Source organism: Hymenobacter sp. R533113 (assembly GCF_056835965.1).
In genome coordinates this window covers 762682-788194 of sequence record NZ_JAKWBD010000001.1, presented here as the reverse complement: position 1 = coordinate 788194, position 25513 = coordinate 762682, and the positions used below count along the sequence as shown (strand labels likewise).

Here is a 25513-nt window from a genome sequence, read left to right as displayed (position 1 = left end):
TAATTACGTAATGCCTACCAGACTAACGGTGGCTCATGGAAGTCGTTATTTAACGACTAATCAGATAGCAGATATTTTTTTTGAAGTGATGGATTCAAATAATCCTTGTGAGTTAATTGAAACAGAAGCTCACGGTGTAGTTTCGTTTATTGCTTATAAACCTGTTATTCAATTATCTATTCTCAGACTTCATACCTTACTGACAAACAAGGATCCTTTGATAGAACTTTATGTTAATGGCCGGCAGTACTCCACTAATGTCATTTAAAACATCGTTATGCAGCTCACTGTAATTATTCAACACGGGGAAGATGGGTGGCTCACGGGTCAGATTGAGCAACTACCTGCTGTTATTACGCAGGGCAGAACAATGGAAGAGTTGAAGTTCATGTTACAGGACGCACTTGCTCTTTACCTGGAAACCCAACAAGAGTTGACTACTCGTAACTATCAAGGTCAGGTATTCACGCGGGAGTCGTTTGGTGAGCTTAACGCTGCCTAATGAAGCGTTTGGATCTGTTAAAGCATTTGGCAAAGCATAAGTGCGAGCTTCTTCGTGAAGGGGCGAATCATTCTATTTACCTCAACAATGATAATGGCAAGCAAACGGCCATACCGCGTCATCGTGAGATAGGTGAGAATACAGGAAGAGAAATCTGTAAGCAGCCTGGCATTACGCCAATACGCTGATCACATACATCTAAAACCCGCTTTTGACGCGGGTTTTACTATTTTTGGCCCATTAATCATCCATTTATTCCCTCCAATGACTAATTTTTTCAAGACTACCAGCGCCGCTCTAGCTTTAGGTGCATTGCTACTAGCTGGCAGCGCCGAAGCGCAAATCAATACGCCGCAGCCAAGCCCGCTCAGCACCGTTACCCAGCGCGTGGGCCTGACCGACATCACCATCACTTATTCGCGCCCGAGCGCTAAAGGTCGTACGGTGGCTGGTACGCTCATTCCGATGGGCAAACGCTGGCGCACGGGCGCCAACGCCACCACCAAAATCACGTTTTCGGACGAGGTAATATTGGAAGGCAAGAAGGTGCCAGCCGGCGAATATGGCTTGTACACCATCCCGAACAAGGATACGTGGTCAGTGGTGCTGAGCAAAAACACCAAGCAGGGCGCTAACGTGGACGGCTTCAAGGACGAGGACAACGTGGCTACCATCTCGGCTAAAACCTACAACCTGGCCAATAAGGTGGAGACCTTCACTATAAACTTCAGCGACCTTACTCCCGCCACTGCCAACGTAGACATGCAGTGGGAAAACATCGGCGCCAAGTTCCGCATCACCACCGAGGTTGACTCCAAGGTAATGGCCCAGATCAACGAGAAAGTGGTTAGCGGGGCAGCCACCGCCACTCCCGCCGATTATGCCGCCGCCGCCGTGTATTACCTCGACAACGACAAGGATATGAAGCAGGCACTGGCCTGGATGCAGAAAGCCAATGCGAAAGACCCCAAGTTCTGGAACATGCATACGGAGGCCAAAATCCGCATGAAAATGAAGGATTATAAAGGCGCTACCGCTGCTGCTGAGCAGTCGAAGAAGCTGGCTACCGAAGCCAAAAACGACGACTACGTGAAGATGAACGACGAGTTGATTGCTGGCGCGAAGAAAGGCGGCGCTACCAAGTAAGTTTCTCTTTTAGGTTTAAAAAAGCCCCCCAGCTTTGGCTGGGGGGCTTTTTTGTTGTTCAATAAGTGGCCTCACCCCCCAGCCCCGGTTCGCTTTAAGCGCGAAGTCCCAAAAAGAGGGGAGCCTGACGCTCGGCCTACGCCGCCTAAGCTTAGGCTTAGACCGCTACCGCTTATATAAACTTCTTATTTGGTGAGCAAGCCAAAGCTTGTGGTAGAACTACTCGTTAGGCTCCCCCTCTTTTGGGGACTTCGCGCTTAAAGCGAACCGGGGCTGGGGGATGAGGCCTTTTGCCCCCCAGCGGCCAGTAGCATTACCAGTGCGCAGCCAATAATATTATACCACAGATAGGCAATTTCAGTAGTAAAAAACAGCAAAAAGATGAGCCCCTGCGTAACTATAGCGGCCCAGAAAACGGCGTTTTCCCCAATTTTCTTCATGAAAAAGGCTACCACGAAAATGCCCAGAATGGTGCCGTAAAACAGGGAGCCCAGAATATTGACGGCTTGAATCAGGTTCTCCAATCGGGCGGCAAACAAAGCGAAACCGATGCCTAATACGCCCCACGTAACGGTAGCCCAGCGCGACACGCTGACATAATGCCGCTCATCGGAGCGGGGCCGCGCGGGCTTATACAGGTCGATGACGGTGGTAGACGCCAGGGCGTTGAGGCCAGCGGCGGCGCTGCTCATAGCGGCACTCAGCACCACGGCAATGAGCAAGCCCACCAGGCCGCGGGGCATATACTGAAGCACGAAGGTCAGAAAGACGTAATCGGTGTCCTTGGCTTCGGCTAAAGGAGCCGCCTGTTTGAAAAACGTCTGGGCATCGGCGCGCAGCTCCCGAATAGCGGTTTGGGTGGTTTGCAGCTGGGTTTGGGCAGCTGCCAGCTGGGCTGGATTATCCTGTTGAAGCGCTGTAACCAATTGTTCCGTGGCGGCGCGCTTCCCGTCGAAGAGCGTAGCGTGGCGCTGCTCCAGCGCCCGGAGCTGGGGGGCGAATTCGGGCTGCTTGGCTATCTGCTCGCGTACGGGCCGGTTGAAGGTGAGGGGCGGTTGGTTGAACTGATAAAACACGAACAGCAACACCCCAATCAGCAGGATTCCAAACTGCATGGGCACTTTCACCAAGCCATTCATCAGCAAACCCAGGCGGCTTTCGGTGATACTCCGGCCCGCCAGATAGCGCTGCACTTGGCTCTGGTCGGTGCCGAAGTACGACAAGGCCAGAAAAAGCCCCCGGTCATGCCCGTCCAAAAATTATAGCGGTCAGATGGGTCAAACGTGAAATCGATAAGATTGAGCTTGCCTTGATGACCCGCTACCTGCATGGCTTCCCCAAAACCAATGCTGGGGGGCAAATAATGCACAAGTAAGTAGCCCGCCACCACCATGCCCGTGAAAATAACTGCCACCTGCCCCTGTTGCGTAACGGCCACCGCACGGGTGCCGCCTGCCACGGTATAGCTGATCATCAGTCCCCCAATCAGCCAGACGGTAAGGTTGATATTCCAGCCCAGAATAGCCGACAGCACCAACGCCGGCGCATACAGCGAGAGGCCGTTGCTAAGTCCGCGCTGCACCAAAAACAAGCCGGCCGCCAGTGTCCGGGTGCGCCGGTCGAAGCGCGTTTCGAGGTACTCATAAGCCGTAAAAACCCGCAGTCGATGATAGATGGGCACGGCTACGGCCGCAATGAGCACCATAGCCACCGGCAACCCGAAGTAGAACTGAATGAAGCGCATCCCGTCGTCGTAGGCCTGGCCGGGCGTACTCAGGAACGTGATGGCGCTGGCTTGGGTGGCAATAATGCTCAGGCCTATCCCCCACCAGTTGGCCTGGCGGCCACCTAATAAGTAGCTGTCGAGAGTGCGGCCAGCGGCACGCGTGCGCCACGTGCCGTAACCCACAATAAACAGCAGCGTGCCCCCGAGCACCAGCCAATCGAGTGCACTCACGCGAACCAGTAGGTTAAAAGCGTGAATCCGACCAGCTCAATCACTAGGGCGCTAATAACCAGTGTGTACCAGCCCCGCCACGTGGCAAAAAGCGGCGGCTTATTCGTATTAGGGAGCAGCGGAGGAAGCAGTTCAGGCGTGGGGGGCATTTTTACTGGTGAAACGATGGGCGGGAACAGTAAGGAGCAGACGAAGGGTGGAAGGTTGCTTTTAAGTGAAGGAAAAAGCCTAATCCAGCTTACTTACCCAACGAAATCATATTCGTCAGCAAACGGTAAGCACCGGGCACACCCGCCGGCAGCTCTCTGAAAAACGACAGACCCGTATAGATATAGTGCCCTTTGCCATAGTCAGCGACCAGAATAGCGCCGTCTTTGGGCGACTCGCCGGGGTCGTTACTGCTGATGACGGGCTGGTACTTCGCGTCCCACTGGCTCGGATAGTATAAGCCCTGCTCCTGCACCCAGCCCTGAAAATCGCGGCTCGTAATTTTATTCGGCGTGTTGAGCAGCGGGTGCTGGGGCTTCAGGAAGCGTACTTCGGCATTTTCCACCGTCACTCGGTCGTTGGACAGCTTGAATGGATACGGACCGATTTCGGGCAGCACCGTACCCCGACTCACGGTGTATTGCACAATAAGATTGCCGCCACCCTGCACGTATTCCAGCAGTACGGGCTGCAAAAACCGCAGGCGGTCTACGGTATTGTAGGCCCGCACGCCCAGCAGCACGGCATCGAAGCGGCGCAGGTTATCGGGCGTAAGGTCGGTTTCTTTGAGCGTCGTTACCTGGTAGCCAATCTGGCGTAGCGCATCCGGCACTTCATCGCCGGCGCCCATGAGGTAGCCTATCTCATTGCCTTTGCGCTTGAGGTCCAGCTTAATAAGCGGCGCGACAGCCTCCGGAAAGAGCGTCTGGGTGGGGATATGGGCATACACAATCGGCTGATAACCATGCGCGTACGTCTGCCCATCCACGGTAGCCACCGCGCGGAGCTGACCGGCGCTTTCGGTGGTGCCCGTAGGCCGCACCCGAAACTCCAGCGTTTGCTCCTGCTCCTTATTTTGCAAGGTAAAAGGAAACGAAGCAGGCTCAGCTACCCAGCCGGAGGGCAAATTCAGCGCGACGGTGCCGCGCACCCCAGCCCGCCCGGCCTTCACCGTAACGGGCACCAGCTTGGGCTGGTTTTCAGCAAACACGTATGCTTTGCCACCAATGTTTACCGCTACCGGCGGCACCACCGTCAGGGGCCGATACAACTCACCTTCCACCGGATCGGTGCGCTTGTACTGCACAGGCACGGTATAGAAAATAGGCGTGCCTGCTATATTCAACAAGCAGCCAACATAGGCGCTGGCCGGGTTTTCGGGCGTGCCAATCAGGTTTTGCCGATTGATCAGCAGCACCGCAGGCTCCTTTTGCCCCCCAGCCGACAGCCGCTGACCAGTTACGGGCCCAAGCAAGGCTGAGGAACCGCTTTCGGCTACCAGCAGCTTTTCCGGTACAGCATACATTCCCACCGTACCCGGCAGCCGCAACCAATAAGGCTGCGATGCTTCCACCTGTGAACTGAGCTGGAAGCGCAACCGCACTCGGCTCAGTTCATTCATAGCCAACGGTTTATTCAACGTAGTATCGCGCTGATAGGCTATCAAACCAGTTCCCACCCAGGTAACAGGCACTGCGGAGCGGTTAACGGCTTCCACCGTCACGGTAACGGGTTGGCCGGGAGCGGTAGTAGCCTCGGCAGCCGTAGCCTCCAGGTATAATCCCAGACAGGCTTTTATCAGCTGTTCTACTTGCTCCTGCTTTTCCTTTTTCCAAAACCCATCATCCGGCGCCTTCAATAAAGCTTCGCGCACTTTTAATAAACTGGCTACGCTGGCGGCTGGGTTAGCGGGGTCAAACTCCTTTATGGTCTGGCTCACCAGCTTGCCCACGGGCGCGCCGCCTTTTATGCGGTTCCAGCTCAGATCAACACCTTCTAAAAAGTCTTTTTGGGCCTTCTCTCCTTTCAGCGGCTCCAGGTATTCGATGGCCTCTCCCCGCGTGGCGGCCGAGCCGAAGCCCTGGCTTTTGTGCTGGGAACGGCTGGTAGCCGCAATTTCGCCGTAGCTTTTACCCAGCAAGGCGTTGTAGCTGCCCGCATCCACTACAATCTTACCGGTAGCGTCAAACTTCTGGCCTGGCTGAATAAAGAAAGAAGAAGTATTCCAGAATAGTCGCTTTGGCTGCCACGCCTGCACATACTGGAGCTGCTCCGGAAAGCGCTTCGGGTCGCCGGCCGCATCGAAGGCATTGAGGGCAAGTTGGGCGCTGGCGGTATGGTGGCCGTGCGTACCGCTGGGCTGGGGTGAGAAGCGCGTAATCAGTACATCGGGGCGGCGCTGCCGGATTATCCAGACCATATCGGCAAGCACCTGCTCCCGGTCCCAGATGGTGAAGGTTTCCTCCGGAGTTTTGGAGAAGCCAAAGTCATTGGCGCGGGTAAAAACTGCCGGCCTCCATCGGTGCGGCGAGCCGCCAGCAGTTCCTGCGTCCGGATGACGCCCAGCCCCTCCCGAATCTCGGGACCAACCAGATTTTGCCCCCCGTCGCCGCGCGTACAGCTCAAATACCCCGTTTCGAGCAAGCGCCCATTGGCCAAATAAGCAATCAGGCGGGTATTTTCATCGTCGGGGTGAGCCGCAATGTAGAGAGCCGAGCCCAGCACATTCAATTTGCGCAAGCCCAAGGCAATGTCGGCGGCTGAATACGATTTAGGAGTTTGGGCTGACGCCAGTATCGGCAGAAGCAGCAGAAGCAGGGCGGCGCGCGAGAACACGAAGGTCATTTGGTGACGGTTAGCAGCAGAAAGTCAAAGGTAGTTGATAAAAGAAGGGAGGCGAAATGCACAATTCTGCCTGCTTCTATAAGTACTGTTGAGGTTGATCTGGTTGAACTTTGTGGCACTTTATATAGATTAACTAATTATTATCACAATATTTAGTCAAAATAATATAACTTATTACCTACATTTGCCCGTATTAAGACTGCAAAAATAAAATCGCCTATATGAAATCTTTACATAATGCATTAGCGGCTTTAGGGGCCGTTTTTCTCTCACTGGGTGCGCCGCAAGTAGCGCAGGCTCAATTTCGGCCGGCTCCTGTTATTGATGGCATTGTCAGTCCGGGTGAATATGGCAATGAGTATCAGACCACAAGCAATAAAGTAGAGGATGCTAATGGTATAATCTGGCACATGACATGGGACGATGAGAACCTTTACATTGCTATTGAGGAAGCTAATCTTCAGGAAGGCGCCGTTCTTTATTTGGATATTGACCCTGAGGTATTAGTAAATGGGCCAGCGGGCCGACAAGATGGATTTGCTGTACTAGATGTTAATGGCAAATTGCCCTTTCAGGCAGATATCATTATTAACGCAGAAAAATTTCACCATGAATACCGTCGCTACAACAAAGAATCTGACCAGTGGGCTGGGAAAGTAGAATTCCCAATCGACCCCGAAGTTGGCGAAGGTACCGGCCAGTATGCTGACAATGCCACCGGCGAAGAAACTCCGGAGGATTGTGAGGATGATGTTAGGTGGAGTTATTGCAACCCAGAAAGAAACTTCCCTGGTACGATAAAGGAGTTCTCCCTTCCCTGGGCCAGGATTGGTAGACTTACTGACCCTAGCAACCCTCTGAGTGGTAAGCGCCCGGAAAACTTCAATTGGTTTGGCCACATCGCCTACGGTGAGGACGGTCCCTTTATTGGAGACAAAAAATGCGATGAGCCCGGTGTATTCTGTAAAGACCCAACTATTCGTGGTGGTACCACTGGTCAGGTACCACGAGAGAACCCACGTGATAGTAAAAGTAGTTTCAACTGGAATTACTACTTCACCGTCCTAAACACATCAGCAGGTTCGGACAACAATGCATTTGGTCCACTTTTGGGTCCGGGCAACACTCCCCTTCCCAGCTTTACCTATATACCTGGAGGCTTTTCTGATTTCGGAAGCTTTCGGGCCTACGACTTCACGTTAAACACTCCAGAATTCACATTAAACAGACCAGAAGGTACTGTTACCCGTACCGACGTTCCCCGTCCAAATACCTCAGAATGGAATATTTTGGGCAATTTGGTTATTGGCCCCAACAATATGCTTGACTTCAGCCCAGCAACAAATGCTTCTGATGCTTTTGTTTACATATCTGGCAGCCTGATCATCGCTCCAAGGGGTGATGACAAACCATCGTTCTCCTATTTAAGTAATGGCGGTAACGGTGGTATTAGTGTTGGTGGAGACATACTATTTACAAAGCCAACTTCTTTTCAGACTGATACAAAGGTTATTCTGGCGGGTGGCAACCAAACTATCACAGGCAGTACCTATCGTGCTTTAGTTGTTCAGGGAACGGGCACCAAGACGTTAACCAGTGATGTAATCATTACCTCGTCCTTGGCTATTAATGCTGGAACGCTTGCCACGGGCTCAAACCTAGTAACCCTAAGACCTGAAGCGACCTTTGTGGAAGCAACAAATGGGTACTTGCTAGGTAACATTCAGGCTTCCAGAAATATCGTTACTCCGGGCACTTATAAGTTTGGTGGTATCACGTCTGAGGAGGGTATTGGGCTGACGATCAACTCTGCTTTAGGTCAGGAAGGTAATGTGACAGCCCGGCGAATTACGGGCGGCTTTGGTGTAACTGGAAACCCAACTAGCTCAACTGCTACCAAAACAATTCGGCGGCGTTTCTTGCTCACTTCTACTAATGGACAACCCGTAAATACGACTATTCAGTTTAGCTACCGCAAGAATAGCCCTAATGAGCTTGAGGGTAATGAACCCTCGTCTTTGAAGCTATATAGATCAGCAGACCCGGTTGCATCGTACGCGTTAGTTGATGGAGTGAATACAAATAGCATTGACACTGGTACTCCTAACACCAGCCTCCTGCAATTCGTGGGTACCACTACGCTTAATAACGGCTACTTCTCGCTCAGCTCCAATAATGCTCCCCTACCCGTAGAGCTTGTTAGCTTCACGGGCAAGGCCGAAAGCAACGCGGTGCGTCTGAGTTGGACTACTGCCTCGGAGCAGCAAAACAAAGGCTTTGATGTAGAGCACCGCACTGATCTGGGCGAATGGAAGAAGATTGGCTTTGTAGGTGGTAATGGTACTTCTAACCAGCGCCACAATTACAACTACCTCGACCGCTCGGCGGTGGCTGGCGTGAATAACTACTACCGCCTGCGCCAGATCGATCTGGATGGCAAGTCGGTGTACTCGCAGCCCGTAACAGTGCAGCTTCGTGGTGATGGCCTGGTCGCCTTCTCGGTAAGCCCGGTACCCACTACCGACGTACTTACCCTAAACGGATTGTCTGCTGGCAAGCATGTTGCGGAGATCTATAACGCTCGTGGTCAGCGGGTAGTGCGCCAGGAGTTTAATGACTCTGCCCCCGCTACTCTCTCCGTGCGCGCACTGCCCGTAGGTGTGTATATGGTACGCGTGCTAGGGGCTAATCGGAGCACGCAAAATGCCCGCTTCATAAAGCAATAAGCTTCCTTTCGTTTTCTTATTAGCTTCGGCGCAATGGCTTCCATTGCGCCGAAGCTTTTTTATAATTGCCCCCCAGTTGCCAACTTGGGGCGCATCTGTCCGCCTGAGCTTACCTTCGCTGCATGTCCAATACCCTGCATCTACAAGACCTTTATATTTATCCTGTTAAGTCGCTGGGGGGCATTCGCCTCCAGGAAGCCACCATCGAAGCCCGTGGATTGCGCTACGACCGGCGCTGGCTGATTGTGAATGAGCGCAACCAGTTTATGACCCAACGGCAGACGGCCGAGATGGCGCTGCTCCAGGTGGCGCCGGCGCACAATGGCTTCTTGATCACCCACCGCACCCGCCCGGATTTGCTTCCTCTGTTCGTGCCATTTGAGGCCAGGCCCGAGCGCAGCCTGTTTGTTACCATCTGGGATGATTTTGTATTTGCCTGGCGCGGCGAGCGAGCGGCCGACGAATGGCTTTCGGAGGCCCTTAGCCGCACCTGTCGCCTGGTGTATATGTCGGATATGGCCATGCGGCCCGTCGATCCTGAGCTTAATCCGGCTGATGCAGTGGTGAGCTTCGCTGACGCTTATCCTTTTCTGCTTATCGGGCAAGGTTCGCTGGACGAGCTGAATGGCCGCCTTGCCGAGCCGGTACCAATGAACCGCTTCAGGCCCAACCTGGTATTTAGTGGCGGTTTGGCTCACCTTGAAGATACCTGGCAGGAGTTTCGGATTGGCGAGCTAGGGTTTAAAGCCGTAGAGACCTGCGGACGATGCGTGGTTACTACCATCGACCAGAAGACCGGCCAGAAAAACCCCGAAACGTTGCGTACGCTCGCCTCCTACCGCACGCTGGGGGGCAAAGTTATGTTTGGCCAAAACGTGACGGGCCCCGGCTACGGGAAGCTCCAGGTTGGAGACGAGCTAACGGTGATTAGCTATAAGTGATAAGGGCTGTCAACTCATCTATAACGATCCAAAGGGCGCACAACTGCGCTCTTCTGCACTTTTTACCAGTATACTAGACTTAATGCGGAAAAAGGTGTTAAAATAACGCGCGAAGCGGGCGTTAGCCTCGCTTGTGAGATAGCGTGATTTTACTTCCATCTTGCTTTTGCATCCATAAGCATTTTTTCCGCATTAACACTACTGTACGGCTACATGGACCTTTCCCCCGTTTTGAGTTTCCTGCGCGAGTTGGCCGTTAATAACAACAAGCCCTGGATGGACGCGCACCGTGGCGAGTACCAGCGCGCCCGCGCGGCGTTTACGGAGCTGGTGCAAACTGCGCTGCAAGGTTTGCAGCAGTTTGAGCCGGAGTTGGCGGGCCTTACCGCCGCGGCCAGCCAGTACCGCATCAACAAGAATGATAGGTTTCAGCAAAGCAATGAGCCTTATAAAAAGCACATGGGCGCTGGCTTTGCCCGCGACGGGCGGCACTCACCCTGGGCGGGCTATTTCCTTGCCGTTGGGCCCCATGGAACCAGTTGGGTAGGAGCCGGCAAATGGCGGCCCGAAACACCAGCCGTAGCGCGCATCCGCCAGGAGATTCACTATAACGCTCCCGCGTTTCATGCCATCCGTCAAGAAGCTGATATGCTCCGATATTACCCCGATGGCCTGGAGGGCGAGCGGCTTCAGCGCCCACCCAAGGGCTACGACAAGAACGACCCGAATTTGGAATGGCTAAAGCTCAAGGACTTCTTTGTATCGCGCTATTTCACTGATGCTCAGGTGTTTAAGCTCAACTTCGCGCAGGAGATAGTGACGTCCTTGCGGGCCGCACAGCCGCTGGTTCAGTTTCTGAATCAGGCGCTAACGGAAGGATAGGCAGTACTTTCTTACATACAAAAAAGCCCCCCAGGACAGTTCTGGGGGCTTTTTTACATACAGACAAGTACTTTAAAACAAGCCAAACAACGTGCTGTTGATGCGCTCGATAACGATACCCAGATCCTCGGGATTGTTCACGTAATCGAGATTGTTGACATCAATGATGAGCAGCTTTCCCTCCTTGTAGCTGCTGATCCACTGCTCGTAGTGCTCGTTGAGGTGCTTGAGGTACTCAATTTTGATGTTGTTTTCGTAGTCGCGGTTGCGGCGCTCAATCTGTTGAATGAGCTTGGGCAAATCGGCGCGCAGGTAGAGCAGTAAGTCCGGCGGATCGACCATGCTAATCATGGAGTCGAACAGGCTGCGGTAGTTGTCGTAGTCGCGCTCGGCCATCAGGCCCGACTGGTGCAGGTTGGTGGCGAATATATGCGCGTCTTCGTAGATCGTGCGGTCCTGAATGACGCCTTTATTTGCCTTCTGGATTTGCTTGATGCGCTGAGTTTGGCGGAAGCGACTGTTCAGGAAATACACCTGCAGATGAAACGCCCAGCGGGGCATCTCATCATAGAAATCCTTGAGATAGGGATTATCATCTACGTCTTCCAGAAATACCTCCCAGTTGAAGTGATGCGCTAGCTTATTGGCCAGCGTGGTTTTGCCGGCTCCAATGTTTCCGACGATGGCGATGTGCATGAGCGAGGTGGGCAGCTAAAATGTGAGGCGCAAAAGTAGCGCATCCACACCGAAGCCCACCTACTATCGCCCACGAACCGCGTTAACTCGTTCAAATAGCAGCTTAACGGTTATCGATGATTTCTTTTACGTCGCGGGCTTTTTCCAGCGTCCGGAATTCGGCTTGCCACGACCGCACCCGTAGGCGCTCTTCGGTGGGCAATTGGGTCCGTACGTCCTCGTAGCGCGCATTGAGGCGGGCCAGCACGGCAGAGGCCTCACTCCAGTTGGCGGCAGTCCAGCGGCGGCGCTGCTCGCGGGTAGTTTCCAGCAGACGAGCGTACAGATCGGGCAGCTCAGTGGCGCGGGCGCGGTTGATATTCACATTTTCGCTCAGCAGGCGGCTCTGGATCTGGGCAACCGTCTCGGGTTGGCGGGCGGTGCTATCGAGGCGCTGCTGCTCGACGGCCCAGGTTTGGTAGCGGGCTTTCTGGGCGGCGTACTCGCGGCGCGACTGCACCGACAAGCTATCGGTGGCGCGGTCGAGGCGGGCACTTTGACGGTCATAATCGGCCATTACGCTGGGCCACTCGCGGCGGGCACCATCTTCGGCGCGGGTCATTTTTTCACTTACCCAGTCACCAAACCGTCGTAGGTCACGCTCTACGGCCGAAGTTGGCTTGGTAGCAGAAGCAGGCTCCTTCGTTTGTTGGGCAGCGGCACTTAGTGGAGCGAGTAGCAAACTGGCGGCTCCGAAGAGAGCTGGAAGCAAAATATTTTTCATGACAACAAAGTAGAGAGTGACGTAAAAACGCCCCCCAGGGGGCAATTTATTGCTGGCACAATACAATTTCCGTCCCAAAATGCCTCCTACTAGCAAGAATGCACGTTTGTTATCCTAAAATTTGCGTTTTTGCAGCTTATGCCCGCCACCGATACCGCTTCCGTCAGCATTCAGCCAGCCACCTTGGCTGATATCCCGACTATTATTCAGCTGGCCGAAGCCACCTGGGAACCTACTTACCGCTTCATTATCTCGAAGGAGCAAATCGACTATATGTACCGCGTCATTTACACGCAGGCTTCTTTGGAGCGTCAAATGACGACTGAAGGCCATGTATTTTTGCTCATGCGCACCGATGGGCAACCAGCCGGCTACGCCTCCTTTTCTCGTTTGCCAGCGCCCACCGAAGCCGTATTCAAGCTGCATAAAATCTACGTTTTGCCTTCCCATCAGGGCCAACGCCTGGGGCAGCAGCTGGTGCTGGCCGTAGAGGAAGCCGCGCGCTCAGCTGGCGGCCAGTCATTGGAGCTGAACGTAAACCGCTACAACCCCGCCATCAGCTTCTATGAGCGCCAGGGCTTCCAGCAACACCGGGAGGAGGACGTTGCTATCGGGCCATATTGGATGAATGACTACGTGATGCGCAAGGAGCTGAACTAAGCTTTTCCGTTTTCAGGATTCAATCGTATAGGGTATGGCTTACTGTGCCAGCAATACTCATTAGCGCATTACCTACCATCAGATAAAATTCATCAACCAACCAAAACATGGCTACTAAACTCACTGTACTTAGCAACGGCTCTCTCCGCGTGGAGGGCGAGATCGAACTCGTTGACGCCCAGGGCAATGTCTACGGCCTCGGCGGGCGCGAACGAATCAGCATCTGCCGGTGCGGGCTTTCCAGCAACAAACCTTTCTGCGACGGTTCGCACAAAGGCCATTTCGAGCACGATGCCACGGCCTTCGATTTGCCTGCTCCGAAGGTTTAATCTGAATCGCGGATTTTGCAGATTAGTCGGATTTCTCGGATTTCGAGGACGATTTCTGTTTATTCCGCCAGCTGCCAAAAGAAAAGCCCTCCTGAGACACTCTGGGGGGCTTTTTCTTATAAAAGCGGTGTGAATCAATTGAAAGTCGTCCTCGAAATCCGAGAAATCCGACTAATCTGCAAAATCCGCGATTCAGATGATTTAAGCGTCAGCCAGAAACGTCACCAGATCCACATACTCCTGGCGGGCAGCGTCCTGCGACTTGCCGCTGATGCCAGCCCAGGCGTCGTATTTGGCAATAGCTTTAAAGTCGAAGCCGCCGGGCCGGTCCCCGGATATGTCACCTTCGGTCGCTTGTTTGTAGAGGGCGTAGAGTTGAAGCAGAACCAGGTTGGAGGGTTTGGTGGGTAATTCTTGGGCGCGCTGTGCGGCGACTTCAAACTCTTCGGTAGTGGCCATGAGGGTCAGGTTATGAGGTGGAAGTAACAGGTTATTTACCAAGAGTTGCGAGTTACGAGTTTTCTACTGCACCTTGCAAATAGTGCGGGAATCCGATATGTATCGGGCAAGCCCGCGTTGCCCCACTCACAACCCACCAAACCCCTACCCATGCGTCTTTTTACTGCGCTACTGGGGGGCTTTTTGCTAAGCCTCTCCGCCGCTCACGCCCAAAAAACTTACGTGCAATGTGGTCGTCTGCTCGACGTACGCACGGGCCGTATTCAACCCGAAATGACCATCGTAGTTGATAATGGGCGCGTGGCCGCCGTGAAAAGCGGCTATGCGGCTGGCACCGGCACCGATAAGATTATTGATCTGAAGAATAAAACCGTGATGCCCGGCCTGCTCGATATGCACGTACATCTGGAGCACCAAACCAGCAAAACCAACCAGCTCGACGAGTTCACTAAGAATCCCGCTGATGTAGCGTTTGAATCGCTCGAATACGCCCGCAAAACCCTTATGGCGGGCTTTACTACCGTCCGCGACTTGGGCGGCTCGGGCGTAAATGTGGCGCTGCGTAACTCCATCAACCGCGGCCAGGTGGTCGGGCCGCGCATCTTCACGGCCGCCAAGTCGCTCTCCGGCACGGGCGGCCACGCCGATCCTACCAACGGCTACCGCCAGGACCTGATGGGTAATCCGGGCCCCAACGACGGCGTGGTAAACAGTCCCGACGAAGGCCGCCAGGCCGTGCGCCAGCAGTATAAAAACGGCGCCGACCTCATCAAAATAACCGCTACCGGCGGCGTGCTCAGCGTAGCCAAAGACGGCAGCAGTGCCCAGATGACCGAGGCTGAAATCAGGGCCATCGTGGAAACGGCCCGCGACCTGGGCCTGAAAGTGGCCTGCCACGCCCACGGCGCTGAAGGCATGAAGCGCGCCATTCGGGCCGGTGTAACCAGCATCGAGCACGGCACCCTCATGGACGACGAAACCATGAAGCTGATGAAGAAAAACGGCACTTGGTACGTCCCCACCATCACGGCTGGTAAGTCGGTAGCCGACTCAGCCAAAATCGCGGGGTATTATCCGGCTGTGGTCACGCCCAAAGCGCAGAGCATCGGGCCGAAGCTGCAAGCCACGTTTGGGCGGGCGTATAAGGCAGGCGTCAAGATTGCCTTTGGCACCGATGCCGGCGTATTTCGCCACGGAGCCAACGGACTGGAATTTGTTTACATGGTAGAAGCCGGAATGCCCCCCATCGAAGCCCTGCGCGCCGCCACCATCCACGCCGCCGACCTACTCGGCCAAAGCGACCAGCTCGGCACCCTTGAAGCGGGTAAGCTCGCCGACATCGTAGCCGTAGATGGCGACCCCCTGCAAGATATTGCCACTATGCAGCGCGTGCGTTTTGTGATGAAGCAGGGAATGGTATATAAACAAGAATAGGCATGAAGCTTGCCTAACGGGTTGGGCACTGAAAATTGGGAACCAATTGGATATAACGGGTTTCTATCAGCACTACTATATTTGAGTAGTTTCCGGTTTTCTTTTGTACTAAACGTATTTTATTTCATTTTATCTACATGAAAATCTTCACCACGCTTACCTCTCTGTTGACTATAGCCATAGCGGTACCTGCTCTGGCCCAAACAGAGTTGAATACCCGGCCGCCTGCTATGCCATCTTCGCCCGTGGCACCCGCTACCCGCTCCACCATATATGCTGGACAGCCAGCCCCTGTTGGCAGCCCCAGCCCTAACCTCTACCGCCAGTCGTCGCTGGGCATAGACCTGGGCTGGGGCGGTCCCTACGGCGGACTGGGCTTTTCTTATGCCTACCTTCTCGGCCCCGGCACAGACGTAAACGCGGGCATTGGGCTGGGCGTGGGGGGCAAAATTGGCATTGGCGTCCGGCACTTCTTCAATCCAGACAGAAAGCTTACCCCATACCTGGGGGCCAACCTATCCCGCTCCGGCCGGCTCGATGAAGTAAAGCTAACCCTGAATGAAGGGTTGCCCAACGAGGAAACAACCTTTTATACGATAACTCCCAGCGGCATACTGCACCTGCGCTCCGGCCTGCGCTGGCAGCCAGGCCGCGTCGGGCTCATCGGTACGCTAGGCTACGGCGCGCGCCTCACCGGCGACCCGGTAACGTACATGAGCGGCTCGCAGCCTTCCCGTGAGATGCGCAACCTGGTGCAGGCCATTAGTCCTGGCGGCCTGGAAATTTCCTTGGGCATGAGCATTGGATTGGGGCAGTAATCGCTTCGGCCGTAGCGCGAAAACCCGTTCCGCCTCGTGCGCAGCGTGAATCAAACGTAGCTAATGACTATTCATGTGTAATTCGCGCTGCGCGGGAGAAAAATCCTAAATCTTATTTTAAATGACAAACCCAAGAATTTTAACTCCTATGTATATTTAATAAAGATGAATGAATCCAGCCAATAGTTTTTACACAACGGTTATCTTTTAATAATTCCTTTCTTTCATTCGCTAGATAGACTTTATCCCAGGCACCAAAGGTTTCAATCAAACCCACATTATATCCTTTATTTAGTTTTTTGATTACCGCCGAATTGGTTGAGTGGTCCACTCTAAAATTGGTACCATCTGTTGTCACCACGAAGGTGTCTCCTACGTCGTCTGTTCTCCCCAGAACGTTTGTTTTAAATTCCTTCCAGGGAAAACAAGGCCCCGGATCAGATTTTCTGAGTGGAGAGATATCATCGTGTCCCAACACCGTAATTAGCTCGTAGTGGTCCATTAAGACCTTGCTTAACGTGTAAAGCGCTCTAAGCTGTGCCGCCGGAAATCTAAACCAATGCTTATTATCGCTTGCGTTCCAAAACTTATGCTTATGCATTGCTTCCAGGATATCCTGAGCTCTCCCAATTGGATATACTTGGTGTTTTGTGGCCGTAATCCTTCTTTTAAAGGTACCGTCGGTAAGCTTTTCGCAAAACCCGGGATTTACAATCTCAATACCGATTGAGTGAAAATTGAAGTTTTCTACCCCGTCCCATACGCTACTTCCCGCATGATTCGCCCTGTGGTTGAAAGGAACCAGTTGCGTAATGGTTCCATCCAGGTCAATGACAATATGAGCAGCAATTCTATCCGGATTATCTCTCGTATTCATAAACCAATCAACCGCCGATCTGGCCGTATCGCCTGCCGTGTAATGAATAATTAAATAATCGGGGTCGATTATATCCCTAACATTTGGCGACTCTGATTTTACGATTTTCTCGTTTGGGCTTTCGGCTTTCAGCCAATGCTTTTCAACTATCATAAACAGAGGTTTTAAAGTGTATTGGATTTATTTCCTTCCAGATCAGCAAGGATTGTTTTCAATAGCACAAATAGGCTCAGCCTGGCTTCTGTCCAAGGCGCACTTCAACCGTAGTTTTACCAGCTGCCAAATACCATCATTTAATTTCGCCAATTCTACCGGAACATGCAAGCCATTCTCCCACGCCCGAAGCGCAGGGAGCTGTAGCATCTGCCTGGCTAGATGTGCTCGGAGGTATATTGAGTTTGGTGGCGCTCTGGATGTTACGGTGCACGACCAGGGTATCGGTGTGGGAAGGCGGTTTAAAGCGGAGTGGTACTGCGGCTGAAAAGTCGTGGCGCCACCCGGCCTACTACGGGCGCGGCCGTCCCAGCATGAGCCGCAGATTCAGGCGCACAATGTCGCCCATTGTGCGGCAGCGGTTGAATTGAGTAGTATGATGGTGTTGATTCAGCTCCTGCTGCAAAATCGTCGTCTTTTCGGGCGTCGATAGCTCGTCGGGGCGCATGCAGTCCATCAGGTCTTTCAGGCGGTAGCGTTCGGCGCGGGCACGGCGGGCCATTAGGGTTCGCTCTTCGGTTTGGTACTGCCGAATGCTTTCGCCCGTGAGCAGCTTGCTGCACAGCTGCACCACGGCCCGGTTATCCTTGAAGAACTGGGGCAGATACATGGTCTTTTTGCCCTCATAGCTCTGCTGATCAAAGTCGATGGCCCGCACACGATACTGCTCGTCCTCGAAGTCGGGCGTTACATCAATCACGTAATTATAGGCGCGCATATCGCCCAGCAGGCGGGCAAAGCAGCGCTCATTAAACTTCACAAACTCCTTGGCAATGCGGACTTGGTTGAGGTGAGGGCGCTGCAAGTGGTCGCGAATGAAATCGTCGCCCGGAATGCCGGCAATATGTTCTTCAATCAGCGATTCGCCACAGACCAGGTAGTTGATGCTATTAGGCGACAGAATATGCTCCAACTCCAGCCCATACACCCGCGAAGCATCAGCGCGCTTCACGTAGAAATAGTCATAGTTATCATTAAACTGATTGACAATGCGCACCCGAAAGGGATTGGAGTTGCCGAAGCGGCAATAGTCGATTCTATCGGTGAGCAGATGCTCGCTGAAGGAAAGGTCGCCATCGGTTTTCAGCAGCGCGTACACTTCCGTCAGTCCGGCTGCCAGCTCCTGCAAAGCCGACGGCTCATAGTAAACCGTTTCCCAGAGCGTATCGCGGCCGTTGCGGTCGAGCAGCGGATAGGCGCCACTAAAGCGCGTCAGGTCTTTGTAGGTGACGGGCAGGCGGGTTTCGCGGTCAAACTCGTGCAGGTACTGCCGAAGCGGCTCACCGATGGAGTAATAGATCTTCTTTTTGGAGATATTGGTCATGGGCGGAGCGAAGATAAGATAAGGTAATAAGGCGGTCATGCGTTATCTGGCGTCCACTTGTCAAAGCATCTCTACCGCTTGGTTGAGGTTATTACCCAATAGAGATGCTTCGATTCCTCAGCATGACCACCTTGAGTAGAGCAACATCAGCATGCGAGATGCTGCGCATTCGCTCTGCATGACCGCCTTTTTACTTAATAGACTTGTTGCTGAATAAGCAGAAACGAAAAAAGGCGGTCATGCTGGATCTGGCGTCCGCTGGTCGAAGTATCTCTACCGCTTCGTTGCAATGCTAAATGAGATTAGTAACCAGTAGAGATGCTTCGACCAGCGGACGCCAGATCCAGCATGACCGCCGGAGTTGCGCTTTTCTGTATTTAGGAACAACTCTAATCTCTTTTAACCACCTACTCCGGAAAATACCGAACTTCGCGGCATCCTTCTATTTGGCTTTCTACTGCCGTTATGAAAAAACTCTTTATCACACTTACGTTGGTGCTGGTGTTGCCCGTGCTATCCAATGGCTGGGGCTTTTTTGCCCACAAAACCATTGCTCAGGTAGCCGTGTATGCCCTGCCAAAGTCTATGCAGGCCTTTTACTTTCGCCACCTCGGTGAAATAGTAAAGAAGTCCATTGCGCCCGATGAGCGCCGCGAAGCCGACCCTACGGAGGCGCCGCGCCACTTCATCGATATGGACCACTTCGGCGACGACCCGTTTGGCGATATGCCCAAAGCCTGGGAGGAAGCTACGGCCAAATACACTGCCGATACCCTGCGCAAGTACGGCACGGTGCCGTGGACGGTGTTAGAGGTAAAGGAAAAGCTGACGGAGGCGTTTCGCCAGCGCGATACTACCGCCATCATCGCCCTCTCCGCCGACCTTTGTCACTACATCGCGGATGCGTATGTGCCCCTGCACACCACCGTGAACTACGATGGCCAGCTCAGCGGCCAGACCGGCATGCACAGCCTCTGGGAATCAAAGCTGCCGGAGCGCCATATTGCCAAGTACAAGCTGGACAGCAAGCCCGCCAAATACATCAAGGACCCGCAGGCGGCTATCTGGGCGGTGGTGCAGGAGTCATATGGCTTTCTGGGGGCTACTTTCGATTTGGAAGAGGCCGTAACCCGCAACTTCACGCCGGAAACCAAATACACCTTCTCGCACCGCTACGGCAAGACGCGCCGCTCCTACTCCGATGCCTTCGCGGATGCTTACCACGATAAAGTGGGCGGTATGGTGGCGTATCGGCTCAAGCAGGCACCGACGGCAGTAGCTTCCATGTGGCTCACCGCCTGGCAGGATGCCGGCAAGCCCGATCTTAACGCACTGATGAGCCACAAGCCCGGCAAAGAGGAAAAAGCCAAGCTTGCTGCCGAGCTAAAGCTTTGGGACAAGAACGAGCTGGTGCCGCAGAATATGCTGTTGGCCATGCAGAAAGAAAAGGTAGTGGAAAAGGCAGACGAAATTAACTCCGCCGACCAAACCACTACTGCACCCGCCGAAGCTCCACCCGCCCCGGCTCCTGCCATCATCCCGACCCCCGAGCCAGCCTCTATGCCTGCGTCTCCGGAAAAAGTAAAGACCAAAGTGAAAACGGAGGCTGGCAACGTGAAACAAAAAGCTAAAGCCAAAAAAGCGGACGACGGCTGGTAAAATTGCCCCCAGCGCCGCTTTCATCGCCCTTTCAACTTCCCCCAACGGCCCCTCCAAGCGGGTTTTGGGGGAAGTTTTTTTAGCCCTGCTTTGGAAGGCGCAGCTAATTTCTACGATTAAAATGGGGGCAGCAAGCACACAGACACTGTTGTAATCAACCAGTTAGCACCAAGGAGCATTTTAATATATAGTTGAGCTTCAATTATTTATACTGAACTTAGGAATGACTGGGCCGTAAGGTTAGATAGGCTTTGTCGGGCTCTTGGGCTAGGCGGGGTACGCTATTCTTTCACTTCACTCCATCTTTCACCACACTACCGCTATGATCTTACGCTATGATCGGCTGGCCATCGAATTGCCCAAGCCCAAAAATCCATCGCCCAATGATGCTGCCGCTATACAGGAGCTGCTGGGGGGCAAATTCGGGGAGATGTCGACCCTAATGAACTACACGTTTCAGTCGTTCAACTTCCGGGGCCGCGACCGGCTCCGCCCCTTCTACGATCTGACCTGCTCGATTGCGGCGGAAGAGTATAGCCACATTGAGGCTGTATCATACGCTATCAACCTGCTGCTGACCGGTTCTACCGTGCGGGGCAAAGACCCCGTGCCGGCACCACTCAAAGATGCCGTAGATGCCCGCAACTCGTACCACTTTATTGCCAGCGGCCAGACCGCCCTGCCCGTCGACTCTATGGGTAACCCTTGGACCGGCCAGAACGTGTTCAGCAGCGGCAACCTGAAGCTGGATTTGCTGCATAATTTCTTCCTGGAGTGTGGTGCCCGCGCCAACAAAATGCGCGTGTACGAAATGGTATCGGACCCTTGCGCCCGCACCATGATTGGCTACCTGCTAGTGCGCGGTGGTCTGCACGTAGTGGCCTATGCCAAAGCCCTCGAAAAGCTGACCGGCGTGGAAGTAACCAAGCTGGTGCCCGTACCCGAGCTGAGCAATGATGCTTTCCCCGAAGCCAAAAAGCTGCAGGACCAGCAGAAGCTGCACCTCAAGCTCTACACCTTCAGCCCCGACGACTACAAGCAGGCCGGGATTATCTGGAATGGTGCTCACCCCGAGGATGGCCAGCCGCTGGAATTAATTCAGGGTGGTTTTCAGGGCGTGCCGTATCCCAAGCTGGAAGAGGAACCCCAGCTCAACTCGCCTGGTGCCGATGATTATGACCCCGAGATGTTCAACCACATCGCCAAGAAAATGGGGATGAAAATGTAACTGGCTGCTTTCAACGGTAGCTGCTTAGATTTGGGTGTTGTCTTCTTCCGAGAGGGCAGCACCCTTTTTTGTGGTGAGATGTAGCGCGAAAATCGATTCCGCGCTATTCTTTAGCTTTAGGTTTTACCTAACGGACTGTGGGCAGGAGTCGACTTATGTATCTATTTGGTCTTATGCGCTTTTCTTTTGCTTATCCTCAAATTTGCCCCCCAAAGCGCCGATTTGTCTCCTGGGCTATCGTACTAAGCATTGGATTATTGACTGCCTGCGGCCAAGCTGAAAAAACGCCCCCCACCGAGGCCGAAGCGCCCACCACCCCCACTACTCCCGGCCCCGACCTCACGGCTCTAGCCGATAGCAACGTGGCCGCGTTGCTCACTCCTTACCTGCAGCAATATTCCGCCGCTGAGGTAATCATCCGCACCCGCCACGGCAATATGCGCGTACGCCTCTACGACGATACGCCTGTTCATAAAGCCAACTTTTTGCTGTTGGCGCGTCGGGGCGTGTTCGATGAAACTGTGTTCAACCGTGTGGTTAAAGGGTTTGCTATTCAGGGCGGACGGGGCGAGCGGCGCACTATCCGCATTGCCCGCTACCGCCTGCCGCCGGAGTTTCGACCCCAGCGTTTTCATAAGCGCGGCGCCCTGGGCATGGCCCGCTACGACGACGATCAAAATCCCGACCGTCGCTCCTCCTCCACCGACTTTTACTTCGTGCAAGGCGAAAAGCTCACCCCTGATCAATCGCGCCAAATGGCCGGCCGCCCCCTCACCCCCGAGCAGGTTCGTACCTACGCCAGCGTAGGCGGCGTGCCCGCTTTGGACGGCAAATACACGGTTTTTGGCGAAGTAGTAGAAGGCTTAGAGGTCATTGATAAAATAGCCTCCGAGCCCGTAGATCCTTATAAATGGCCGCTGAAAGACGTTCCTATTAAAGCTGAAGTAGTAGAATAACTCCAAAAGCTGGTCATGCTGAGCAACGCGAAGCATCTCGCGTGTTTAGTTGCACTAGTACAGGCGGTCATGCTGACGAAAGGAAGCATCTCAGCCGCTTCGTTGAGGTTATAGTAGTCAGTAGAGATGCTTTGACAAGCGGACGCTAGATCAAGCAGGACAGAATAGAGTGGCAACGACTACACGCGAGATGCTTCGCTGCGCTCTGCATGACAGGCTGGATTAGAAATGTACTCCCTTACTTATTCGCGGCGAATAGTGGTGAGCAGAATCTTATAGGCGTCGCCTTGCTGGGCTTGGGTAAACTCCCGCAGTTCCTGGCGCGAGAAGCTTTTGGTATCATCGGGGTTAAATAAGTCGGGCTCCTTTTCCAGGCTAATGTCGGCAGAAGGCACTTCGCGGCGGGCGGGATGAAAAAAGGCGCTGTCGGTGGTGAAGCGGACGAGCTGGTAGTAGAAGTAGCTGGGCTTGGTGCTGCCCGCGGGCTGGTAGCTCACCACATACACATCACCGGCTTTCGGATTGGTGAGGTGGTCTTGCAGCTTTTCTTCCGTACTCTGACAACCAATCAGCAGCATAAACGAAATGAAGACACTGGGCAGTAAATACCGCAGCCGCGAGGGAAATTGACTTTTCATAAGATTCTGGGGGGCAAAATTTGATAGCTATATCCAGCTACTACGAACTCTGCTCTGACTTGCTTATTCTAACAGTAAAAAAGGCGGCCCACATGATGCGGGCCGCCTTTTTGGTTGCTTCAAAAGCCAGACATTCTACCAGATAACGGCACGCTTGGTTTCAGCACGCACCATCTTAGCGTCGTCCTTGCAGCCGAAGGCTTCGAAGAACTGAGGCATATTCTGGAGCGGACCATTGGTGCGAAACTGCGCGGGCGAGTGCGGATCGGTCAGCACCTGCTGACGCAGATACTCGGGCCGGGCATTGGTGCGCCAGATTTGGGCCCAGGCCAGGAAGAAGCGCTGCTCCGGCGTCAGGCCGTCAATTTTGGTTTTAGGCTTGCCTTCCAACTGCTTCTGCAAAGCGGTGTAGGCAATGCTCAGGCCACCGAGGTCGGCCAGGTTTTCGCCCATCGTCAGCTTGCCGTTTACATATACCGAGTCGAGGGGCGAGAAAGCGTTGTACTGCGCACCTACGATGGCGGCCCGAGCTTCAAACTTCTCCGCGTCCTCTTTGGTCCACCAGTCGCGTAGGTTACCTTCGGCGTCATATTGCCGGCCCTGGTCGTCGAAACCGTGGGTTAGCTCGTGGCCGATAACGGCACCCATGCCTCCGTAATTCACGGCATCATCAGCCTTCGGATCGAAGAACGGCGGCTGCAGGATGCCGGCCGGAAATACAATCTCATTCATCGACGGATTGTAGTAGGCGTTCACCGTGGGCGGCGTCATGCCCCACTCCTTGCGGTCGATGGGTTTGCCGAACTTGCTCACGTTGTCATTAAAGCCCCAGATGCGGGTATTAATCACGTTCTGAGCGTACGAATCGCGGCTGATGTTCAGAGCCGAATAATCCTTCCACTGATCAGGATAGCCGATCTTCACCGTGAACGCGTCCAGTTTTTTCTGAGCTTCGGCCTTGGTGGCGGCGCTCATCCAGGTATTCTTCTGAATGTGTTCCGAGAAAGCGGCCCGCAGGTTATTTACCATCTCCAAAGCCTTTGCCTTGGCTTCGCCGGGGAAAGCTTTGTCTACGTACAGCTGACCGAACGCTTCGCCCAATGCCCCGTCGGTAGCGCGCAACATACGCTTCCAGCGGGGCTGCTGCTGCTTCGCGCCGCTGAGCACCTGATTAAAGCGGAACGACTCATCCACGAATGACTTGGGCAGAGCCGGGGTCATGGAGGTCACGAAGTGCCAGCGCATGTAGGTTTTCAGGTCAGCCAGCGGCGTGTCCTTCATGAGGCCGCTGGCTTCCTTCAAGAAGGCTGGCTGTCCTACAATTATTTCCTTGGCAGCGCCCAGCTTGTTGTTAGCCAACAGGGTAGGCAAACCCAGATTGGGGAATTGCTTGTTGGCCTCAGCCACCGTCATTTTGTTGTAATTGGCATACGGGTCGCGCAGCTCCACAGGGGCTTTGCTGGCCTTGGCTAAGCGCGTCTCGATGCGCATAACTGTGGCCGCATTTTTGGCCGCCGTCGCCGCGTCGTCACCCACTAGCTTGAACGTATTGGTCAGATAGCTTGTGTAGGCGGTACGAATGGCTTTGGACCGGGCATCGTCCTTAAGATAATAATCGCGGTTGGGCAAACTCAGGCCACTCTGGAGCAGATTGACAGCATATTGGGTACTAATCTTGTCATCCTGCCATACGTGGGCTCCGAAAAACGCGCCTGTGCTCAACATCTGATGGCGCGCCAGCAGCGCTTGCAAACCCTTGAGGTCCTTCACGGCCGCAATGCGGTCCAGCTCAGGCTTCAGAGGCGTAATACCAGCCTTTTCAATGGCCATCGAGTCCATGGCCGTGAAGTAGTAGTCGCCTACTTTCTGGGCGTTGGTGCCCTTGGCAGCACTGGTGTTGGCCGCGGCCTCATCCAGAATTTGCCGCATCACGGCGTTGTTCTTGTCGGCTAGCTCGTTGAAGCTACCCCAGCGCGACTCAGAGGCCGGAATAGGGTTGTTCTTCAGCCAGTTACCCGATGCATACTGGAAAAAATCCTGGCAAGGATCAGCCGTTTTATCGAGGTTAGCCACATCCAGACCTACGCCTTTTACCATAGGCTCTTCGGCTGGGGCGGGAGTAGTGGTGGTGGCAGCGTCAGTGGTGGCAGGCGGAGTGCTAGTGGCGCAGCTAGCCATGGCGAGCCCAGCCGCGGCTACCATAGCCAGGGTCAGGCTTTTCTGTTTTTTCATAAGTGGGTGGAAATGCAAGAAAAGAAGGGGAAATAGACAATTCGATGAAGAAAGATAAAGAAAAAGTTGTGCAACGATTGGCCTCACCCCCAGCCCCCTCTCCAAGGTGAGAGGGGAGCCTGACGCTGGGCCTACGCCGCCCTATCGGCTCGCGCCTCCACGACGGCTACCGGTTTCCTGCTAGCAGGGTAGTACTATTCACTGATGTTACGCACCGCATTGGTTGATTACCTGGAAACAG

At 53.9% G+C, this 25513-nt stretch carries 24 protein-coding genes and 1 pseudogene; 14 read left to right on the top strand and 11 right to left on the bottom strand.

Translation table 11 applies throughout. The features are described 5' to 3' along the window. Nucleotides 1-10: 10 nt before the first annotated feature. From MKZ35_RS03690 to MKZ35_RS03675, 4 genes are all read left to right on the top strand, one after another. Complete coding sequence (locus tag MKZ35_RS03690; RefSeq protein ID WP_482511856.1) at nt 11-268, top strand: hypothetical protein; 258 nt, start codon at nt 11-13, stop codon at nt 266-268. 9 nt (nt 269-277) lie between these two features. Next, nucleotides 278-502, top strand: a complete 225-nt coding sequence (locus MKZ35_RS03685; protein WP_482511855.1) for a type II toxin-antitoxin system HicB family antitoxin — start codon at nt 278-280, stop codon at nt 500-502. Beyond that, nucleotides 502-690 (top strand): type II toxin-antitoxin system HicA family toxin, encoded by a 189-nt coding sequence (locus MKZ35_RS03680; protein ID WP_482511854.1) that lies wholly within the window; start codon nt 502-504, stop codon nt 688-690. Before MKZ35_RS03685 ends, MKZ35_RS03680 begins: the two co-directional genes overlap by 1 nt. 76 nt (nt 691-766) lie before the next feature. Beyond that, nucleotides 767-1648 carry a DUF2911 domain-containing protein gene (locus MKZ35_RS03675; protein WP_482511853.1) on the top strand — a complete coding sequence of 294 codons (882 nt, stop codon included), beginning with the start codon at nt 767-769 and terminating at the stop codon, nt 1646-1648. Between the two features lie 455 nt (nt 1649-2103). On the opposite strand, the pseudogene MKZ35_RS03670 reads toward MKZ35_RS03675, so the two are convergent. The 4 genes and pseudogenes from MKZ35_RS03670 to MKZ35_RS03655 form a co-directional block, all read right to left on the bottom strand. After that, a pseudogene (locus MKZ35_RS03670) lies at nt 2104-2763 on the bottom strand (sodium:solute symporter family transporter); the annotation flags it as partial. A 23-nt stretch (nt 2764-2786) separates the two neighbouring features. After that, complete coding sequence (locus MKZ35_RS03665; RefSeq protein WP_482511852.1) at nt 2787-3605, bottom strand: sodium:solute symporter family transporter; 819 nt, start codon at nt 3603-3605, stop codon at nt 2787-2789. Between the two features lie 238 nt (nt 3606-3843). After that, nucleotides 3844-6012, bottom strand: a complete 2169-nt coding sequence (locus MKZ35_RS03660; RefSeq protein WP_482511851.1) for a PIG-L deacetylase family protein — start codon at nt 6010-6012, stop codon at nt 3844-3846. Then, on the bottom strand, nt 6000-6437 hold the full coding sequence (locus tag MKZ35_RS03655; protein WP_482511850.1) for a PIG-L family deacetylase: 438 nt from the start codon (nt 6435-6437) through the stop codon (nt 6000-6002). The genes MKZ35_RS03660 and MKZ35_RS03655 overlap by 13 nt, the downstream gene beginning before the upstream one ends. Before the next feature lie 221 nt (nt 6438-6658). On the opposite strand from MKZ35_RS03655, the gene MKZ35_RS03650 reads away from it, so the two are divergent. From MKZ35_RS03650 to MKZ35_RS03640, 3 genes are all read left to right on the top strand, one after another. Continuing rightward, nucleotides 6659-9163, top strand: coding sequence for a T9SS type A sorting domain-containing protein (locus MKZ35_RS03650; RefSeq protein WP_482511849.1), 2505 nt, complete (start codon nt 6659-6661; stop codon nt 9161-9163). Nucleotides 9164-9285: 122 nt separating this feature from the next. Then, the gene (locus MKZ35_RS03645; RefSeq protein ID WP_482511848.1) at nt 9286-10104 is read left to right on the top strand and encodes an MOSC domain-containing protein; all 819 of its coding nucleotides are present in this window, start codon (nt 9286-9288) and stop codon (nt 10102-10104) included. A gap of 213 nt (nt 10105-10317) precedes the next feature. After that, nucleotides 10318-10986 (top strand): DUF2461 domain-containing protein, encoded by a 669-nt coding sequence (locus tag MKZ35_RS03640; RefSeq protein ID WP_482511847.1) that lies wholly within the window; start codon nt 10318-10320, stop codon nt 10984-10986. A 72-nt stretch (nt 10987-11058) separates the two neighbouring features. Here MKZ35_RS03640 and MKZ35_RS03635 read toward each other — a convergent pair whose 3' ends face one another. Together MKZ35_RS03635 and MKZ35_RS03630 are read right to left on the bottom strand one after the other, a co-directional pair. Next, nucleotides 11059-11682, bottom strand: coding sequence for a deoxynucleoside kinase (locus MKZ35_RS03635; protein ID WP_482511846.1), 624 nt, complete (start codon nt 11680-11682; stop codon nt 11059-11061). A gap of 103 nt (nt 11683-11785) precedes the next feature. Next, a complete protein-coding gene (locus tag MKZ35_RS03630) occupies nt 11786-12445 on the bottom strand; it encodes a hypothetical protein (protein WP_482511845.1) in 660 nt (219 codons plus the stop codon). A 138-nt stretch (nt 12446-12583) separates the two neighbouring features. Between MKZ35_RS03630 and MKZ35_RS03625 the strand changes: the two genes are divergently transcribed. After that, nucleotides 12584-13105 carry a GNAT family N-acetyltransferase gene (locus MKZ35_RS03625; RefSeq protein ID WP_482511844.1) on the top strand — a complete coding sequence of 174 codons (522 nt, stop codon included), beginning with the start codon at nt 12584-12586 and terminating at the stop codon, nt 13103-13105. 107 nt (nt 13106-13212) lie between these two features. Continuing rightward, the gene (locus tag MKZ35_RS03620) at nt 13213-13434 is read left to right on the top strand and encodes a CDGSH iron-sulfur domain-containing protein (protein ID WP_482511843.1); all 222 of its coding nucleotides are present in this window, start codon (nt 13213-13215) and stop codon (nt 13432-13434) included. A 201-nt stretch (nt 13435-13635) separates the two neighbouring features. Here MKZ35_RS03620 and MKZ35_RS03615 read toward each other — a convergent pair whose 3' ends face one another. Next, nucleotides 13636-13893 (bottom strand): acyl-CoA-binding protein, encoded by a 258-nt coding sequence (locus MKZ35_RS03615; protein ID WP_482511842.1) that lies wholly within the window; start codon nt 13891-13893, stop codon nt 13636-13638. 150 nt (nt 13894-14043) lie between these two features. Between MKZ35_RS03615 and MKZ35_RS03610 the strand changes: the two genes are divergently transcribed. After that, the gene (locus MKZ35_RS03610; RefSeq protein ID WP_482511841.1) at nt 14044-15327 is read left to right on the top strand and encodes an amidohydrolase family protein; all 1284 of its coding nucleotides are present in this window, start codon (nt 14044-14046) and stop codon (nt 15325-15327) included. 137 nt (nt 15328-15464) lie between these two features. Continuing rightward, the gene (locus MKZ35_RS03605) at nt 15465-16145 is read left to right on the top strand and encodes a hypothetical protein (RefSeq protein ID WP_482511840.1); all 681 of its coding nucleotides are present in this window, start codon (nt 15465-15467) and stop codon (nt 16143-16145) included. Between the two features lie 139 nt (nt 16146-16284). Here MKZ35_RS03605 and MKZ35_RS03600 read toward each other — a convergent pair whose 3' ends face one another. After that, nucleotides 16285-17175, bottom strand: coding sequence for an N-acetylmuramoyl-L-alanine amidase (locus MKZ35_RS03600; protein WP_482511839.1), 891 nt, complete (start codon nt 17173-17175; stop codon nt 16285-16287). A 352-nt stretch (nt 17176-17527) separates the two neighbouring features. Continuing rightward, on the bottom strand, nt 17528-18559 hold the full coding sequence (locus tag MKZ35_RS03595) for a hypothetical protein (protein ID WP_482512261.1): 1032 nt from the start codon (nt 18557-18559) through the stop codon (nt 17528-17530). Between the two features lie 465 nt (nt 18560-19024). Between MKZ35_RS03595 and MKZ35_RS03590 the strand changes: the two genes are divergently transcribed. From MKZ35_RS03590 to MKZ35_RS03580, 3 genes are all read left to right on the top strand, one after another. Next, nucleotides 19025-20218, top strand: coding sequence for a zinc dependent phospholipase C family protein (locus MKZ35_RS03590; RefSeq protein ID WP_482511838.1), 1194 nt, complete (start codon nt 19025-19027; stop codon nt 20216-20218). 322 nt (nt 20219-20540) lie between these two features. Beyond that, complete coding sequence (locus MKZ35_RS03585; RefSeq protein ID WP_482511837.1) at nt 20541-21446, top strand: manganese catalase family protein; 906 nt, start codon at nt 20541-20543, stop codon at nt 21444-21446. A gap of 257 nt (nt 21447-21703) precedes the next feature. After that, entirely contained in the window at nt 21704-22402 is a 699-nt protein-coding gene (locus MKZ35_RS03580) for a peptidylprolyl isomerase (protein WP_482511836.1), read from the top strand. Nucleotides 22403-22644: 242 nt separating this feature from the next. Here the strand turns inward: MKZ35_RS03580 and MKZ35_RS03575 are convergent, their stop codons facing one another. Both MKZ35_RS03575 and MKZ35_RS03570 read right to left on the bottom strand, forming a co-directional pair. After that, entirely contained in the window at nt 22645-23040 is a 396-nt protein-coding gene (locus tag MKZ35_RS03575; RefSeq protein ID WP_482511835.1) for a hypothetical protein, read from the bottom strand. Between the two features lie 135 nt (nt 23041-23175). Further along, nucleotides 23176-25272 carry a M13 family metallopeptidase gene (locus MKZ35_RS03570; RefSeq protein WP_482511834.1) on the bottom strand — a complete coding sequence of 699 codons (2097 nt, stop codon included), beginning with the start codon at nt 25270-25272 and terminating at the stop codon, nt 23176-23178. Nucleotides 25273-25513 lie beyond the last annotated feature (241 nt).

Coding starts and splice junctions, on each gene's coding strand:
- MKZ35_RS03690 (WP_482511856.1), top strand. CDS start 11: ATGCCTACCAGACTAACGGTGGCTCATGGAAGTCGTTATTTAACGACT.
- MKZ35_RS03685 (WP_482511855.1), top strand. CDS start 278: ATGCAGCTCACTGTAATTATTCAACACGGGGAAGATGGGTGGCTCACG.
- MKZ35_RS03680 (WP_482511854.1), top strand. CDS start 502: ATGAAGCGTTTGGATCTGTTAAAGCATTTGGCAAAGCATAAGTGCGAG.
- MKZ35_RS03675 (WP_482511853.1), top strand. CDS start 767: ATGACTAATTTTTTCAAGACTACCAGCGCCGCTCTAGCTTTAGGTGCA.
- MKZ35_RS03660 (WP_482511851.1), bottom strand. CDS start 6,012: ATGGTCTGGATAATCCGGCAGCGCCGCCCCGATGTACTGATTACGCGC.
- MKZ35_RS03655 (WP_482511850.1), bottom strand. CDS start 6,437: ATGACCTTCGTGTTCTCGCGCGCCGCCCTGCTTCTGCTGCTTCTGCCG.
- MKZ35_RS03650 (WP_482511849.1), top strand. CDS start 6,659: ATGAAATCTTTACATAATGCATTAGCGGCTTTAGGGGCCGTTTTTCTC.
- MKZ35_RS03645 (WP_482511848.1), top strand. CDS start 9,286: ATGTCCAATACCCTGCATCTACAAGACCTTTATATTTATCCTGTTAAG.
- MKZ35_RS03640 (WP_482511847.1), top strand. CDS start 10,318: ATGGACCTTTCCCCCGTTTTGAGTTTCCTGCGCGAGTTGGCCGTTAAT.
- MKZ35_RS03635 (WP_482511846.1), bottom strand. CDS start 11,682: ATGCACATCGCCATCGTCGGAAACATTGGAGCCGGCAAAACCACGCTG.
- MKZ35_RS03630 (WP_482511845.1), bottom strand. CDS start 12,445: ATGAAAAATATTTTGCTTCCAGCTCTCTTCGGAGCCGCCAGTTTGCTA.
- MKZ35_RS03625 (WP_482511844.1), top strand. CDS start 12,584: ATGCCCGCCACCGATACCGCTTCCGTCAGCATTCAGCCAGCCACCTTG.
- MKZ35_RS03620 (WP_482511843.1), top strand. CDS start 13,213: ATGGCTACTAAACTCACTGTACTTAGCAACGGCTCTCTCCGCGTGGAG.
- MKZ35_RS03615 (WP_482511842.1), bottom strand. CDS start 13,893: ATGGCCACTACCGAAGAGTTTGAAGTCGCCGCACAGCGCGCCCAAGAA.
- MKZ35_RS03610 (WP_482511841.1), top strand. CDS start 14,044: ATGCGTCTTTTTACTGCGCTACTGGGGGGCTTTTTGCTAAGCCTCTCC.
- MKZ35_RS03605 (WP_482511840.1), top strand. CDS start 15,465: ATGAAAATCTTCACCACGCTTACCTCTCTGTTGACTATAGCCATAGCG.
- MKZ35_RS03600 (WP_482511839.1), bottom strand. CDS start 17,175: ATGATAGTTGAAAAGCATTGGCTGAAAGCCGAAAGCCCAAACGAGAAA.
- MKZ35_RS03595 (WP_482512261.1), bottom strand. CDS start 18,559: ATGACCAATATCTCCAAAAAGAAGATCTATTACTCCATCGGTGAGCCG.
- MKZ35_RS03590 (WP_482511838.1), top strand. CDS start 19,025: ATGAAAAAACTCTTTATCACACTTACGTTGGTGCTGGTGTTGCCCGTG.
- MKZ35_RS03585 (WP_482511837.1), top strand. CDS start 20,541: ATGATCTTACGCTATGATCGGCTGGCCATCGAATTGCCCAAGCCCAAA.
- MKZ35_RS03575 (WP_482511835.1), bottom strand. CDS start 23,040: ATGAAAAGTCAATTTCCCTCGCGGCTGCGGTATTTACTGCCCAGTGTC.
- MKZ35_RS03570 (WP_482511834.1), bottom strand. CDS start 25,272: ATGAAAAAACAGAAAAGCCTGACCCTGGCTATGGTAGCCGCGGCTGGG.